11 protein-coding genes and 1 pseudogene are annotated in these 16553 nt (G+C 36.2%); all 12 read left to right on the forward strand.

The genetic code is table 11. The annotated features are described in order from the left end of the window. Positions 1–87 precede the first annotated feature (87 nt). The 12 genes and pseudogenes from DI487_RS12260 to DI487_RS12310 all read left to right on the forward strand — a co-directional run bounded on the left by DI487_RS12260 (position 88) and on the right by DI487_RS12310 (position 16482). Positions 88–3081, forward strand: a complete 2994-nt coding sequence (locus DI487_RS12260; RefSeq protein ID WP_109569910.1) for a SusC/RagA family TonB-linked outer membrane protein — start codon at positions 88–90, stop codon at positions 3079–3081. Between the two features lie 2 nt (positions 3082–3083). Then, entirely contained in the window at positions 3084–4535 is a 1452-nt protein-coding gene (locus tag DI487_RS12265) for a RagB/SusD family nutrient uptake outer membrane protein (RefSeq protein ID WP_109569911.1), read from the forward strand. A gap of 14 nt (positions 4536–4549) precedes the next feature. Continuing rightward, positions 4550–4696 carry a hypothetical protein gene (locus DI487_RS16345; protein WP_245896380.1) on the forward strand — a complete coding sequence of 49 codons (147 nt, stop codon included), beginning with the start codon at positions 4550–4552 and terminating at the stop codon, positions 4694–4696. A gap of 8 nt (positions 4697–4704) precedes the next feature. Then, positions 4705–5439: a LamG domain-containing protein gene (locus tag DI487_RS12270; protein ID WP_245896382.1), complete on the forward strand. Its 735-nt coding sequence runs from the start codon at positions 4705–4707 to the stop codon at positions 5437–5439. A gap of 61 nt (positions 5440–5500) precedes the next feature. After that, on the forward strand, positions 5501–6880 hold the full coding sequence (locus DI487_RS12275; protein ID WP_109569912.1) for a glucoamylase family protein: 1380 nt from the start codon (positions 5501–5503) through the stop codon (positions 6878–6880). Next, a complete protein-coding gene (locus tag DI487_RS12280; RefSeq protein WP_109569913.1) occupies positions 6880–7575 on the forward strand; it encodes a carboxylesterase family protein in 696 nt (231 codons plus the stop codon). Before DI487_RS12275 ends, DI487_RS12280 begins: the two co-directional genes overlap by 1 nt. A 24-nt stretch (positions 7576–7599) precedes the next feature. Further along, complete coding sequence (gene bglX, locus DI487_RS12285) at positions 7600–9909, forward strand: beta-glucosidase BglX (RefSeq protein ID WP_109569914.1); 2310 nt, start codon at positions 7600–7602, stop codon at positions 9907–9909. Positions 9910–9978: 69 nt separating this feature from the next. Then, on the forward strand, positions 9979–11796 hold the full coding sequence (locus tag DI487_RS12290; RefSeq protein WP_109569915.1) for a discoidin domain-containing protein: 1818 nt from the start codon (positions 9979–9981) through the stop codon (positions 11794–11796). Next, positions 11796–12680 (forward strand): endonuclease/exonuclease/phosphatase family protein, encoded by an 885-nt coding sequence (locus tag DI487_RS12295; protein WP_109569916.1) that lies wholly within the window; start codon positions 11796–11798, stop codon positions 12678–12680. The genes DI487_RS12290 and DI487_RS12295 overlap by 1 nt, the downstream gene beginning before the upstream one ends. Continuing rightward, positions 12677–14115, forward strand: a pseudogene (locus tag DI487_RS12300) (MFS transporter). The gene DI487_RS12295 and the pseudogene DI487_RS12300 overlap by 4 nt, the downstream one beginning before the upstream one ends. A 111-nt stretch (positions 14116–14226) precedes the next feature. Continuing rightward, on the forward strand, positions 14227–15381 hold the full coding sequence (locus DI487_RS12305; RefSeq protein ID WP_109569917.1) for a cysteine desulfurase family protein: 1155 nt from the start codon (positions 14227–14229) through the stop codon (positions 15379–15381). Between the two features lie 12 nt (positions 15382–15393). Then, positions 15394–16482 (forward strand): FUSC family protein, encoded by a 1089-nt coding sequence (locus tag DI487_RS12310; RefSeq protein WP_109569918.1) that lies wholly within the window; start codon positions 15394–15396, stop codon positions 16480–16482. The last annotated feature ends 71 nt before the right edge of the window (positions 16483–16553 follow it).

The raw sequence follows: 16553 nt of genomic DNA on the forward strand, positions 1-16553 counted from the left end.
ATGTAGTATTGTAGTGTCTCGTTTTGTTGTTATTACAACGTTGTAGTTGTACTTTTATCGCTCAAAACCTTAACATGAATTAACAAAATGAGACAAATTTTAGTAATTATTTCAATGCTCTTTATTCCGATAGTTTCCTTAGCGCAGGAAATTAAAGGAAATGTAGTAGATGAATTCGGGACACCTCTGTCAGGGGTAACCATACAAGTTCTGGAAACAGAAAAGTATTCCATTACTGATTTTGATGGGAATTTTACAATAGAGGCTAAAGAAGGCCAGGATTTGAAATTTACCATGATAGGTATGGAAGATTTGGTAGCCAAAGCGACTACTAATATGAATGTTGTCATGAAAGAAAGCTTGACACAATTAAATGATATTGTAATGGTAGGTTATGGTGTCAGAAAAAAAATAGATAATACTTCTTCTATAGTTTCTTTAAAAGCAGAAGACATTTCAGAACGTAAAGTACAAAATGCTGTACAAGCCGTTCAGGGTAAAGTAGCCGGGGTAAATATTACATCAAGTGATGCTCCGGGAAGCCAACCTTCTGTAATTATAAGAGGTATTAATTCAATTGAGGGCGGTCGTAGCCCTTTGTATGTTGTGGATGGTGTTTTTATGGACGATATTACAAATATCAACTCTTCGGATATTGTAACTTTTGATGTTTTGAAAGACGCTTCTTCATTAGCAATATACGGGACACGTGGAGCAAATGGTGTTATAATTATTACGACCAAACAAGGGAAAGGTGACAAAATGGATGTTACAATTGACTCAAATTACGGAATAAGAATGCCATTGAAAAAAGTAAAGATGTCCGGTAGTAATTTATTTGCCCTTTATAATAATACAGCTTTAGGAACCATTACTTTTTCTCAGGATCAACCGGTTAATACTAATTGGTTTGATGAAATTACCAGAACAGGTACTTATTCTCAGAACAATATTACATTATCAGGATCAACTAAAGCAGTTGATTATATGTTAAGTAGTAATTTTTATGATGAAGATGCTATTTTAAACGGTCAAGGGTATAGCAGAGTGACCATTAGAAATAACAACAAATTTAAATTTAATGATAATATTTATTTAAAACAAAATATTAATGTTGCTTTTGTAAATAATACACCTAAACCATACGGTGCATTTACAGCAGCATACAAACAATCTCCGGCGGTTCCGGTTTACTTTAATACAGGTCAATATGGTGTGCCTTTAGTTGGAGATGACGGTTTTGTGTCTACATCGGGTACAAATCTGTTTAATAATGTAGGTAATCCGGTAGCAATGCTTAATTTTCACAATGAGCAACAAAAGAATCTGAATTTAATTGGCGCATTTGAATTCGGTGCCAAACTATTTGACGGATTAAAATTTACTTCAAATTTCGGTATCGAGTACAATACTTTCAAATCATACAATTTTGTAGATTCAAAAAATATCTGGTTAGCAGCTGATCCTACCAGAACAAGTGAGGCTTATGATGCATTAGATCCAGCTCAACCTGTGAATTTATTGACTAAAACACGTAATAGTAATTACAAATACAATTGGTCAGGTTATTTTACTTATTCTAATGTTTTTGCAGATATTCATGATGTGGAATTAACAGCCGGTGTTGAAACGGTTTATGATGACGGAAATGAGTATCTGGCTGTAACTTATCGCGATGTGCCGGCTAATGAAAATTATTGGTATTACAGTTTTTCAACCTCTGATTTAAGCAATACTATCAATGAAGTGAAAAATAATTCCAATAGAATATTATCTTATTTCGGAAGATTGCAGTATAAATTGATGGATAAATATCTAGTGTCTGCAACGCTTAGAAGAGATGGTTCTTCCAGATTTCAGAAAGATTACAGATGGGGAACTTTTCCTTCTGTAGGAATAGGATGGATTGTTTCAAGAGAAGATTTTTTAGCAGATATCAATTTTGTTAATTTCTTAAAGGTAAGAGGTTCTTGGGGTAAACTTGGTAACCAGAAAGTACCTTTGAACCAATTGCCGTTTACTTCGGGTTTAGATTATTCTTATGGGAATGGGTATCCGTCAGCAGGGATAACAGTTTCTTCCATTGTTGACCCTGAATTAACATGGGAAGTTGTAGAAGAATTATCAGGAGGAGTAGATTTTGAAGTTTTAGATTCAAGATTGAAAGGATCTTTTGATTTATATCATAAGAAAACAGATAAGATTATTATCCCGATTTCAGCATATCTGACTTCAGGAACGGCTAGTGCAACTTATGCTTATGCCGGTTCTGTTTCAAATAAAGGTTATGAAATAGCATTGCGTTGGGATGATAAGATCAATGATAATTTATCGTATTGGATATCAGGGAACCTAACCCAAAATAAGAATGAATTAACCAGTTTAAGCGATAATATATCAGCTCAGACAGGTGGAGGTTTAGGGAATGGGCAATATACAAAAGTATTGAATCAAGATGCAGTAGGGCAGCCTTTAGGTAGTTTTTATTTATGGGAACAAGCAGGTTACGACGATCAGGGAAATATGACTTTTTATGACAAAGACGGAAACGTTGTGGCTCAGGATCAATTAACAGAAGATGATAGAAAATTTGTTGGTTCTGTTATGCCGAAAACTATGTATGGTTTTAGCGTGGGAGTTAAATATAAAAATTTCGATCTATCTGTTGATGCTTACGGAACTGCCGGAGCAAAAATATATAATGGTAAGAAAGCACAACGATTTGGCGGAGAAAATGTGGAGTATGATGTAGCATCTGATTTTTGGACATCAACAAATACAAATGCAGGTAATCCTGCCCCATTTAATACTGTGCCTATTGCTTCAACATATTACTTAGAATCAGGAGATTTCTTAAGAATTAATAATATCTCTTTCGGATATACTTTACCTAAGTTTACGAAAGTTATTTCTTCAGCAAGAATCTATTTTAACGCGATCAATCCATTTATTTTCCAAAAATATTCCGGTTATTCACCGGAGATCAATGGTGACGGAAACCCTTTCAATATGCAAGGGATAGAATTAGATGCTTATCCTACATTACGTTCATTTGTATTCGGAGTTAACTTAAAATTATAGTTATGAAAAAGATACTTTATACAATTACAATTATTTCATCATTATGTATCTACAGTTGTAGTGATGATTATTTAGATGAAAAACCAACGGAATCAATATCTACTTCTGATCTGGAATTATTGAATAACGATGAAGGAGCTAAATCATTTGTAACTTCTATCTATTCAAAGTTCACAGAGTGGAATATGAGTTCATTCTCTTGGGTGGGTATGACCAGTATTGCATCGGACGATGCAGACAAAGGATCCTCTCCGGGAGATACAGGTACCGATAAAGATTTGATGGATAATTTAACATACAATGCATCCAGTTTATCGGTTAAGGAAGTATTTCAAGGAAATTATCAAGGAGTTAGCAACTGTAATCAGGCTTTGTTCTATATTCCTCAATTAACTAATGCAAATTCGGATCTGAAAGAGCGTTTAATGGCAGAAGCCAAGTTCTTAAGAGCTTTTATGTATTTCAATCTTGTTAGATTGTATGGAGGAGTGCCAATTGTGGATCATGTGCCTAACCCGTCTTCAGATGAAGATAAAGCAATGCAGTTGACCAGAAAATCAGTAGCTGAAGTGTATGATTTTATCAAACAAGATTTAACCGATGCAATTGATGTTTTACCGTATATTAATCAATATGGATCTGAAGATGCCGGTAGAGCATCAAAAGAAGCGGCTTATGCATTGATGGCAAAAGTAGCTTTATATGAGCAAAATTGGACTGATGTTTTAAATTATGCAAATCAAATTACCAGTCGTTCTCTAACACCTGATTATATTGAAATATTCAAAGTAACAGGAGAAAATAATCAAGAATCAATCTTTGAAATTCAAGGTAGAGGAACAAATCCCGTAAAAGGAATTCAAGGATACTCAGCTTGTCAAGGTGCCAGAGGTGCCGGAGGCTGGGGCTGGGGTTTTAATACACCGTCTCAAAGTTTGGTAAATGCTTATGAAACCGGTGACGTACGTAAAGATGCTACAATTATTTTTGCAGGTACAACTTTATACGACGGAAGAGTCGTTCCTAATACTGTCGAGAATCCCAGATATAATTACAAGGCTTATTCTTCTGCTAATTCCGATGCATGGGAAACAGATACTAATATTCGCTACCTGAGATATGCTGAAGTATTATTAATGATAGCTGAGGCTAAGAATGAATTAGGACAAGATCCTACAACGGAATTGAATATGGTTAGAAACAGAGCCGGTTTAACTAATACAACAGCAACTGGGCAAACTGCTCTTAGACAGGCTATTTGGAATGAAAGACGAGTAGAATTGGCTATGGAACACGATAGATGGTTTGATTTGGTTCGTACAGGACAGGCTGAAGCTGCATTTGCTGCAGACGGTAAAACATTTATAGTTGGCAAACACGAAGTTTTCCCATTACCGCAACAGTTTATCAATGAATCAATAGGATATTCGATCCAAAACCCTATGTACAACTAATTTAGATTTAAATCATGAGAAAATATAATAAATTACTTTTTGCTTTAGCACTAACTTCGGTTTTTGTTGCATGTCAGGATGATGAAGATCCAAATAATCCGATTCCGTATACTCCGATTGGGGATACGTTAATTCAGATGAGATTAGTTCTGATAATTTAGTCTGTAAATTGAGTTTTGAAAATTCATTTGATGATGAGAAATCAGGAATTATAAATCCTACATCATATGGAAATGTCTCATTTGTTTCAGGGATCAAAGGAAATGCTTATCAAGGAGCAACCGATGCTTATGTAAAATATGAAGATGTTGCTACACAAGTTTCAGATTTACAAAGTATGACAGTTTCTACTTGGATCAATACAACACAACATACCGGTGGGGCACAGGCTTTGTATATGTTACCCAAAACATCCGGTTTCTGGGGAAACAACTTCATGTTAATTGAAGGTACAAGTACTGATATGATGACTCTTAAAGTTCATTTCCAAAAAAATGTGACTCCTTCAATTCCTTATGCAGAACAATGGTTGGTTAATGACGGTACTAATGCTTTAGCAGATATGTATGGCAATCAATGGAAGCATATTACTTGGACGTATAATGCTGATACCTCTAAATATCATATTTATGTTGATGGTACAGATGTAACACCTGCTGCAATAATCAATAGATATACAAATGATCCGGATTCAGGAGGAACGCCATTAGGAGCTTTATCTTTTGCAGATGTGCAAAACTTTGTATTGGGAGGCTACCAACAATTCTTAGGATCGCCTTGGAGTGCTCCGGATAGCTGGATGTTGCCTTATACAGGGGCTATGGATGAATTCAGAATTTATAATGTAGCATTATCACAAAATGATATCAATGCCTTATATCAGTTAGAAAGACAAGGTAGATAAATCATTAAATAATAGTAAACTCCGGTTTTCCGGAGTTTACTTTAAATTTTCAAAAAAACGCATGAAAAAACTAAAATTAGCTTTATTGAGTGTAATTCTTGCCGTGTCTTGTAGTTCAGAATCGGGAGGAGGAAATGACGGTTCAGGGACACCACTGCCTACAAACCCTTCTGCGTCTTTATCTGATGACGAATTAATGACACAAGTACAAAGAGAATCTTTTCGTTATTTCTGGGATTTAGCACACCCTGATTGTAAATTAGCAAGAGAACGTTACCTGATAGATGATCCGACATACGATCAGAATATTGTTACCACAGGAGGTTCAGGATTTGGTTTAATGACTATTTTAGTTGGTATTGAAAGAGGTTTTGTTCAAAGAGCAGAAGCTGTTACAAGATTAACTACAGCACTGAATTTCTTAGAAAATGCCGATCGTTTCCACGGCGCCTGGCCACATTGGATGAACGGTACTACAGGTGATGTTATCCCTTTCGGGACAATGGACAACGGAGGAGACTTAGTAGAAACAGCTTTTTTATGTGAAGGATTGATCTGCGTTAGAGAGTATTTTAAAAATGGAAGTGCTGCAGAACAGGCTTTATCTCAAAAAGCAAATGCTTTATGGGAAGGAGTAGAGTGGGATTGGTATACTAAAGGAGAGAATGCTCTATACTGGCATTGGTCTCCCGATTATGAGTGGCAAATGAACTTTAAACTGGAAGGCTATAACGAATGTCTGGCAGCTTACATTATGGGGGCAGCTTCGCCGACTCATCCTATTCCTAACGAAGCCTATCATCAGGCTTGGGCCAGAAACGGGGCTATTGTAACTTCAGGGACTAAATATGGAATCCCTTTGATTTTCAATCACAACGGAGCGACTAATAATGTAGGACCGCTTTTCTGGGCTCATTATTCTTATTTAGGATTAGACCCCAGAGGACTTTCAGATCAGTATGCAAACTATTGGGATCTGAATAAAAACCATACGGAAATTATATATCAACATTGTGTGACGAACCCTAATAATTGGAATGGGTATAGTGATAAATGTTGGGGACTTACGGCAAGTTATACCCGAAATTCAGACGGTTCAACAGGCTATACCGCTCATCAACCTAATAATGACACAGGTGTCATTACCCCTACGGCAGCTTTATCTTCATTTCCGTATACTCCGACAGAATCCATGCGTTTTTTACGCTATTTATATGAAGAAAAGAAAGCTACACTGGTAGGCTATGCCGGACCTTATGATGCTTTTTCGCCACCATATAACTGGGTAACAAGAAGATATTTAGCTATTGATCAGGGAACTATTGCTCCGATGATCGAAAATCATAGAACCGGATTGCTATGGGATTTATTCATGCAGGCAACCGAAGTTCAAACCGGATTACAAAACTTAGGATTTTCATCAACTCAACACGGATTTTAATGAAAAATATAATTGTTCTTGCAGTATTCTTATGGTTTAATATCACTTTGGCTCAAGAGGTAACCGGAAATTTTGAGACCACTGTTTCAACGAGTTATTCGTATCAATATACTTTGCATAAACCTAAAGGTAAGGATAAAAAACCGCTTATCATTTTTTTACACGGATCAGGTGAAAAAGGACACGATATTGAATTGGTAAAGGTTCACGGACCTTTTAAATATTTAAAGACACATGAATTGGACGCTTACGTTTTAGCCCCTCAGTGTCCGAAAGAAGCATATTGGGAACCGGAATCACTATATCGCTTGATTCAAAATATAATCAAAGAAAATAAAAATATAGACGAATCACGAATTTACTTGACAGGTCTAAGTATGGGAGCCTGGGGAGCCTGGAATCTAGCTTTTGCTCACCCTGAAAGCTTTGCTGCTTTAGTGCCCATTGCAGGTTTTGTAGATCGTGTACCAATGATCGAAAATTGTAAAATAAGCAAAATCCCAACACGAATTTTTCATGGATTGGTTGATGATGTTGTAGATGTTCGATATTCCATTGAGATCTATAAAAAATTAAAGAATTGCAATGAAGATATCGAACTAACCATTTTTGATGACGCAAATCATGATAGTTGGACAAGAGTCTATGATGACCCCGAAATTTACAATTGGATGCTTGCTCAACAAAAGAATTAATCTACTATAAACAAAAACAAACCAATGAAATTAAAGATAATAAGTATACTATTAGCAACAATAACGATCTCCGGTTCTGCTTTGGCTCAAAAGAAGAACAAACAGAGAACTGTTCCGCCTAAAGATATTTTGGTCAATGAATTGATCGCTAAAATGACTTTAGAAGAAAAAATCGGACAGTTAAATCTGCCAAGTGCCGGAGAATTTACTACCGGACAGGCTACAAACTCTGATATAGGAGAGAAAATCGAAAAAGGACTAGTAGGAGGTTTATTCAATATAAAATCTGTAGCACGCATCAGAGACGTACAAAAAGTTGCTATTGAAAAAAGCCGACTGAAAATTCCTTTGATCTTTGGTATGGATGTTATTCACGGCTACGAAACTACGTTTCCTATACCTTTAGGTTTATCATGCAGTTGGGATATGGATAATATCAAAAGATCAGCGCAGATTGCAGCTAAAGAAGCCAGTGCCGATGGAATTAACTGGACCTTTTCTCCCATGGTCGATATTTCTCGTGATCCGCGTTGGGGAAGAGTTTCAGAAGGTTCAGGCGAAGATGCTTATTTAGGAAGTCAAATTTCTAAAGCCATGGTGCAAGGATATCAGGGAGCAAGCTTAATGGATAACAATACAATTATGGCTTGTGTGAAACATTTTGCATTGTATGGTGCTCCGGAAGCCGGTAGAGATTACAATACGGTTGATATGAGCCGTATTCGTATGTATAATGAATATTTCCCGCCATACAAAGCAGCTGTTGAAGCCGGAGTAGGTTCGGTTATGGCATCATTTAATGAAATCGACGGAATTCCGGCTACGGGAAACAAATGGCTAATGACAGATGTATTGCGTAACCAATGGAAATTCAATGGTTTTGTAGTAACTGATTATACCGGGATCAATGAAATGATAGCACACGGAATGGGCGATTTACAAGCCGTTTCTGCTTTAGCAATGAATGCCGGAATCGATATGGATATGGTTGGAGAAGGCTTTCTGACAACCTTGAAGAAATCAATTGAAGAAGGAAAAGTACCCATAGATCAGTTAGATGCTGCCGTAAAACGAATTTTAGAAGCAAAATACGATTTAGGCTTGTTTCACGATCCATATAAATATTGTGATGTAAAACGTGCTAAAACAGAAATTTTTACGAAAGAAAATCGTCAGATTGCTCAAAATATCGCGGCTGAATCTTTTGTTTTGTTGAAAAACTCAAATTCAGTTTTACCATTACAAACCAATCAAAAAGTGGCTTTAGTTGGTCCTTTGGCAATTGCGCAAAAACACATGCCGGGAACTTGGAGTGTGGCGACCAATTTTGATACACCAATTACTTTAAAAACTGCTTTAGAAGCTAAATTAGGCAAAGCAAATGTTAATTATGCAATGGGCTGTAATTTTGATTATGATGATGCGTTTGTTGAAAAAGCAGGTTTCTTCGGAAAACCATTACCAAGCGATAACAGAGCAAAAGAAGTGCTTTGGGCAGAAGCTTTAGAAGCAGCAAAAAGATCAGATGTAATTGTATTTGCTATCGGAGAAGGAGCCGAACTAAGCGGAGAATCGAGTAGTAGAACAAACCTTTTGATTCCCCAGGCTCAGAAAGACTTATTGAAAGAATTGAAAAAAGCGAACAAGCCGATTGTTTTGGTATTGTTTAATGGTCGTCCTTTAGCAATTACTGAGGAAAATGAATTAGCAGATGCTATTTTAGACGTTTGGTTCCCGGGAACTGAAGCAGGTCCTGCCATTACTGATGTACTGTATGGAACGGTAAATCCTTCAGGAAAATTATCAATGACTTTCCCTAGAAATGTTGGACAAGTGCCAATTTTCTATAGCCATAAGAATACGGGTAGACCTTTAAGTTTGGAAAAAACACAAAAAGGCGAATTCGAAAAATTCCGTTCTAATTATTTAGACGTTCCAAACACACCATTATTCCCGTTTGGTTATGGATTGAGTTATACGACCTTTGAGTACTCAAACTTAAAGTTGTCATCAAATACGTTGTCGAAAGGCGAGAAAATTACCGTTTCGGTAGAGGTTAAGAACACAGGAAATTATGACGGAAAAGAAGTCGTTCAATTATATATCAGAGATTTAGTAGGTTCAGTAACAAGACCGGTTAAAGAATTAAAAGCATTCCGAAAAGTTACTCTTAAAAAAGGAGAAACACAAACACTACAGTTTGACTTAACTGAAGAAGATTTGAAGTTCTACAATTCTAATTTAGATTTTGTAGCGGAACCCGGAACGTTCGAAGTTTTTGTAGGAACCAATTCTGATACCCAGATGAAATTAAAATTTGAGTTAGTAAAGTAATGTTTTAGTTTAAGTTAAATACCCTTTGGAATATCACTAAAGGGTATTTTTTAGTAAAGGAAGTAACTCATGAAAAAAATAATTGTAGCAATACTAACCATGATCTCTGTTTTTCAGGGATTTGCTCAGCAAAAGACATTTTGTAATCCGGTCAATATCGATTATGGTTATACACCTATTCCTAATTTTACGAAACAAGGAAAGCATCGCGCAACAGCAGATCCGGTTATTGTTAATTTTCAGAATAAATACTTTTTGTTTGCAACCAATCAATGGGGCTATTGGTGGAGTGATGATATGCTACATTGGAATTATATCCAACGGAAATTCTTAAAATCGGAAAACGAATACCCTTCATTGAATGATGGTGTAAAAGCCGACCATAAGCTTGATGAAAAGAACAAGGTATATGACGAGCTATGTGCTCCGGCTGTCTTTGTTATGAAAGGATATATGTACGTAATTGGTTCCACACACGGACCTGATTTTGCTCTATGGAGAAGTAAGGATCCTTTAGCAAACGAATGGGAAAAAGCAGTTGACAACTTTAAAGTAGGAGCCTGGGATCCGGGTTTTTTATACGATGAAGAAAAAGATAAGTTATTCCTATATTGGGGATCCAGTAATGAATTTCCTCTTTTCGGAACAGAAATAAATACGACAACTTTACAGTCAGAAGGTTTTGTAAAACCAATATTGACTTTAAAACCCGAAGATCATGGTTGGGAACGTTTCGGGGAATACAATGATAATACGTTTTTGCAACCTTTTATGGAAGGCGCCTGGATGACCAAATATAAAAATAAATATTACTTGCAATATGCTGCGCCGGCAACGGAATTCAGCGGATATGCAGATGGTGTTTATGTTAGTTCAAATCCATTGGAGGGCTTTGCTTACCAGCAACACAATCCCTTGTCCTATAAACCGGGCGGATTTGCTCGCGGAGCCGGTCACGGAGCCACATATCAGGACAATTTCGGAAACTGGTGGCACGTTTCAACCATTATTCTGGGACAAAAAAATAATTTTGAAAGACGGATCGGGATCTGGCCTGCCGGTTTTGATAAGGATGACGTGATGTATTGTAATACGGCTTACGGAGATTATCCTACATTTATTCCGGAATATGCTAAAGATAAAGATTTTACACAAGGATTATTTGCCGGGTGGATGTTGCTGAACTACAATAAACCGGTTCAGGTTTCTTCTACTTTGGGAGGATATGCTCCGAATTTTGCAGTAGATGAAGATATGAGAACCTATTGGAGTGCACAAACAGGAGAAAAAGGGGAATGGTTTCAAACGGATTTAGGTGAAATATCGACAATAAATGCTATACAGATCAATTATGCTGATCAGGATGTAGAATTTATGGGAAAAAGCTCCGGAGTTGCACACCAATACAAAATTTGGGCATCTGATGACGGTAAAAAATGGAAACTGGCAGTAGATAAAAGCAAAAACAGAACAGATGTCCCTCATGATTATATCGAATTAGTAAAGCCTGTAAAAGCGCGTTACCTGAAATTGGAGAACATCAAAATGCCAACCGGGAAATTTGCTTTGAGTGGTTTCCGTGTTTTTGGAAAAGGAAACGGGAAAAAACCTGAAAAAGTCGAAAATTTTATGGTTTTACGAGCAGATAAGAATAAATTTGGCGAAAGAAGAAGTTCGTGGATCCGTTGGAAACAAAATAATCAGGCTGAAGGCTATGTGATCTATTTTGGTAAATCGCCTGATAAATTATACGGAAGTATTATGGTTTACGGTAAAAGTGATTATTTCTTTACAGGGATGGATCGAACCGACACCTATTATTTCCAAATAGAGGCCTTTAATGCTAACGGAATTAGCGAAAGAACTCCAGTTATAAAAGTAGACTGATGAAAAAGGTATTGTTTTTATTTTTTTGCGTTTCAACCTTAGCATTTGCTCAGAACGATTTGAATGTTATGTCGTATAATGTGCGTTTAGCTTCAGTAGATGACGGCGATAATAGTTGGGAGATACGAAAAGAAAGAGTTGCCCGTTTAATTGAATATTATGAACCTGATTTTTTAGGAATGCAGGAAGTTCAGAAAGTACAATTGGATTTTTTGTTGGAAAACCTTCCGCAGTACCGATTTATTGGTTTACCAAGAGAAGAAGGAATTCATGCGGAATACTCCTGTATTTTTTACAATGCTGAAAAATACAAAGTATTAGAAGAAAAAACTTTTTGGCTTTCCGAAATTCCGGACGAAATGTCTAAAGGTTGGGATGCTGCTTGTCATCGAATTGTGACGTACGGATTATTTCAGGATAAAAAGAGCAAACAGAAATTCTGGATCGTCAATACCCATCTGGATCATGTCGGTTTAAAAGCCAGAGAAGAATCGGCTAAAATACTGGTTCAATTGGCTAAAGAACTGAAGGCTAAAAAAGATATTCCGTTCATTCTTACAGGTGATTTCAATGCCGAACCTAACGATACGGTTATTACAACTTTAAAAGAAGATCTAAAAGAAGCAAGTTCGGTTTCAAAAACAAAACCGTATGGTAACTCTATCCATACCTGGAATGCTTTTCAGTTTTATAAAATACCTGATAAACAGATAGATTACATTTTCTTTGATAAAAAAACTTCAATTTACGTTCGAAAATTCAATACAATTAACGATTTTTATGACTTCAAATATCCGTCCGATCATTTACCGATTTTGGCAACGTTTTATTTGAACTACAAAAAAATAAATAACAAACCAATAAATACGTTTTATACTATATGAGTACATCAAATAAACAGACTAATTGGGCTCAATTTATTCCTTTAGTTTCGGTATTTTTCTTTTGGGGATTCGTTGCAGCCAGTAATGATATTTTAATTCCTGTTTTTAAAAAAGCATTTGATTTAACGCAAGGTCAAAGTCAATTGGTGTCAGTTGCTTTTTATGTTGCCTATACGGTAGGTGCTTTACTTTATATGCTGATTTCAAGATTAATAAAAGTAGATGTAGTTCAAAAATTAGGATATAAAAACAGTTTGTCCTTAGGCTTACTGATTTCGGCCTTAGGAACGTTATTGTTTTATCCGGCTGCTAATACAGGTTCGTTTGCTTTAATGTTGTCAGGCTTGTTTACTGTAGGTTTAGGTTTTTCATTGCAACAAACGGTTGCTAATCCTTTGGCAATTGTGTTAGGTCCTATTGCTACGGGTTCTCAGCGATTAACTTTAGCGGGTGGAATCAATAACTTCGGAACAACTATAGGTCCCTTAATTGTAACGTACGCAATTTTTGGAGCAAAGCCGGCTGTAAACCACGTAATTGATATTGCTACCGTAAAAGTTCCGTATTTAATTTTAGGTTTAGCTTTTGCATTAGTGGCTATTCTATTAAAATTTTCAAGTTTACCAAATAAAATTAAAGAACAAGGAGAGGAAGAAGTAGCAACTGTTAAAGACGTTCGTTCATCAGCTTTAAAATATCCGCAATTGTTAATGGGAATGTTAGCAATTTTTGTATATGTAGGAGTTGAGGTTTCTACGGCTAGTAATATGCCGGCTTATTTAGAGGCTGGTTTAGGAATGTCAATTAGTGAAGTAGCCCCTTATGTATCTTTATATTGGGGAAGTTTAATGATCGGACGCTGGACAGGAGCTGTAGAAGCTTTAGGACTTTCTGCCGGAATGCAAAAAGTAATGAAATTTATTATGCCTTATATTGCTTTTGGAGTGTTCTTATTGGCAAGTTACTTGGCAGGGAAAGATTTACAACCATTTTATGTATATGCGGCTGTAATTTTAGTATTGATTGTTGCAGATTTTGCCAGTAAAGGAAATCCGGCTACGATGTTGTTGATCTTTTCAGGTTTAGGAATTACAGCTTTAGCAATTGGAATGGCTACTAGCGGAATGGTAAGCGTTTATGCGTTTACAAGTGTTGGTTTGTTCTGTTCTACGTTATGGCCATGTATCTTTACATTAGCTATTAGTGGATTAGGAAAACATACTACTCAAGGAAGTAACTTTTTAATCATGATGATTATGGGGGAGGAATCGTAAGTTGGATTCAAGGTTTTGTGGCTGATCTAACATCTCCTCATTTTAGTTATATCGTAGGAGTTGTTTGTTTTGCTTATTTAGCGTTCTATGCTTATACCGTAAAAGATATCTTAACAAAACAAGGAATCAATTTTGATAAAAAAGTAAGTGGAGGTCACTAACAAGATAGAAAAAAATAAGAAAAAGCCGCTTTATGAACAAAGCGGCTTTTTTTATGCAATGTTTCCAACATGTTTTAGGTGTTTCGTATCTTTGCTAAAAAATAATTGTTCATGCAAAAAGTATATCTTGACAATGCTTCTACAACCCGAATTCGTCCAGAAGTAATTACTCATATGGCAGAAGTAATGGCTCAGGAATTTGGGAATCCTTCTTCTACGCATAGTTTTGGTCGTAGTGCGAAAGTCATTTTAGAAACTTCAAGAAAAAAGATAGCATCTTCAATTGGTGCTAAATCCAGTGAAATTTTATTTACTTCTTGTGGAACAGAATCGAATAATTGGGTCTTGCGTTCGGCAGTCAAAGATTTAGGAGTTAAACGTATCGTAACGAGTAAGATTGAACATCATGCCATTTTACATACAGTTCTGGCTTTACAAAATGAATATGATATTGTGGTGGAATATGTTCCTCTGGAAGTCAACGGAGCGGTCGATTATCAAGGATTGGAAAATATTTTAGCAGATGAGGTTCAGGGAAAAACACTGGTAAGTTTAATGCACGTGAATAATGAAATAGGAACTATTCTCGATTTAGATAAAGTGGGTACATTGTGTCAAAATTACAATGCTTTATTTCATTCTGATACTGTGCAATCGGTAGGGAAAACCGAATTGAATTTGGAAGAACTTCCGGTTGACTTTATTACGGCTAGTGCGCACAAATTTCACGGACCCAAAGGTGTTGGTCTTTTATATGTAAAGAAAAATTATGTATTACAACCCTTGCTTTTCGGAGGCGAACAAGAAAAAGGATGGCGTGCCGGAACTGAAGCTGTTCATCAGATAGCAGGTATGGCTAAGGCTTTAGAAATGTCTTGTCAAGAACTGAAAAAAGAGCGTTTACACATTCATGAATTAAAAATATACCTGAAGGAACAACTGACGGAGGCTTTTCCGGAAGTTATTTTTAACGGAGAAATTTTTGACGGAACGTATAGTGATACAACTTTTTACAACTTGGTGAATGTAATGTTACCTTTTTCAACAGATAAAACGTCAATGATCTTATTTGCTTTAGATATGAAAGGAATTGCAGTTTCCCGTGGTAGTGCTTGTCAAAGTGGAAGTGTTCGTCCTTCACATGTTTTAGCTGAAATTTTAAGCCCGGAAGATTTGCAAAAACCAAGTTTACGTATTTCTCTAAGCCATGAAAATACAAAAGAAGAGATTGATGCATTGATTATGGCTTTGAAGACAATGGGGTAAATGATACAATAGATGAGTGATTTTTTAGAAATTGTAAAGGCTGAAGCCAAAAGCCTTTTAACTTTAAAGAAAACGGAACGCTTATGGCATGTTCCTCTTTTGGCATCTCTTTGTGTAGGTCTTCCGCTTTTAGTGGGCTACTTTACTGATAGATTGGATTATGGATTATTATCCTGTATGGCCGGATTGGTTATTTTATATCTGCCTACAACATCTGTTGCCAGAAGAATGATTACTCTGTTGAGTTGTTCATTTGGTTTTATGATCTCTTTTACTATTGGGGTTCTGTTCAGTTTTAACCCTTATATATCAGCATTGGTTTTAGGGTTGTTTACGGTTGGAGTACATTGGGTTGTTCGCTATTTTGACATGAAGCCTCCGGGAAGTTTTTTCTTTGTAATGATAGCTTCAATAGCGAGTTGCATGCCTTTTGATTTTGATGTGGTTCCGTTGAAAGTAGGCTTGGTTGGAATGGGGGCTATGTTAGCGTGTTTGCTGGCATTGTTTTATAGTATCTTTATCACTAAGAACAGACAATTTGCAAAGGATGAATTAATTCTGTTAAAGAAAAATTCAACGGCTGCTATTTTTGAATCTTTAATAATAGGAACTTTTATAGGGATCTCGTTGCTGACGGGTAAGTTGTTGGAACTTACAAACCCTTATTGGCTACCTATTTCCTGTATGGCTGTATTGCAAGGGGTTTCGTTGCAACACGTTTGGAGCAGAAGTTTTCAGCGTATTTTAGGTACATTTATAGGCTTAGGATTGGCTTGGGGATTAGTATCCTTACATTTTGAGGCTTTAGGGATTTGTCTAACCATTATGATCTTACAGTTTATAATTGAAATGTTGGTCGTACGGCATTATGGATTAGCGGTTATTTTTATTACGCCTTTGACGATTTTTTTGGCTGAAGCCGGAGGAACAGCACTTAGCCATGCTAATGATTTAATAGAAACCCGTTTTTTTGATATTCTGATCGGAAGTTTGATCGGAGCTATTGCCGGTTATTTTTTGTACCATGAAAAATTGAGACGGACTACGGAAAGACAGATTAGAAAAACCAAAGTGAGTTTTTGGCTTAAAAAAAGAAATTAAAAAGGCTACCCAAAATGAAACAAAAGAACGGGAGTAATAGAAAACCACATTGTAGTGATGAATAAAATAGT

Origin of the sequence: Flavobacterium sediminis, assembly GCF_003148385.1 — a bacterium.
Classification (GTDB): domain Bacteria; phylum Bacteroidota; class Bacteroidia; order Flavobacteriales; family Flavobacteriaceae; genus Flavobacterium; species Flavobacterium sediminis.

What these genes read in the sequence shown, in the direction of transcription:
- DI487_RS12260 (WP_109569910.1), top strand. Translation starts at nt 88, where the DNA reads ATGAGACAAATTTTAGTAATTATTTCAATGCTCTTTATTCCGATAGTT.
- DI487_RS12265 (WP_109569911.1), top strand. Translation starts at nt 3,084, where the DNA reads ATGAAAAAGATACTTTATACAATTACAATTATTTCATCATTATGTATC.
- DI487_RS16345 (WP_245896380.1), top strand. Translation starts at nt 4,550, where the DNA reads ATGAGAAAATATAATAAATTACTTTTTGCTTTAGCACTAACTTCGGTT.
- DI487_RS12275 (WP_109569912.1), top strand. Translation starts at nt 5,501, where the DNA reads ATGAAAAAACTAAAATTAGCTTTATTGAGTGTAATTCTTGCCGTGTCT.
- DI487_RS12280 (WP_109569913.1), top strand. Translation starts at nt 6,880, where the DNA reads ATGAAAAATATAATTGTTCTTGCAGTATTCTTATGGTTTAATATCACT.
- bglX (WP_109569914.1), top strand. Translation starts at nt 7,600, where the DNA reads ATGAAATTAAAGATAATAAGTATACTATTAGCAACAATAACGATCTCC.
- DI487_RS12290 (WP_109569915.1), top strand. Translation starts at nt 9,979, where the DNA reads ATGAAAAAAATAATTGTAGCAATACTAACCATGATCTCTGTTTTTCAG.
- DI487_RS12295 (WP_109569916.1), top strand. Translation starts at nt 11,796, where the DNA reads ATGAAAAAGGTATTGTTTTTATTTTTTTGCGTTTCAACCTTAGCATTT.
- DI487_RS12305 (WP_109569917.1), top strand. Translation starts at nt 14,227, where the DNA reads ATGCAAAAAGTATATCTTGACAATGCTTCTACAACCCGAATTCGTCCA.
- DI487_RS12310 (WP_109569918.1), top strand. Translation starts at nt 15,394, where the DNA reads ATGAGTGATTTTTTAGAAATTGTAAAGGCTGAAGCCAAAAGCCTTTTA.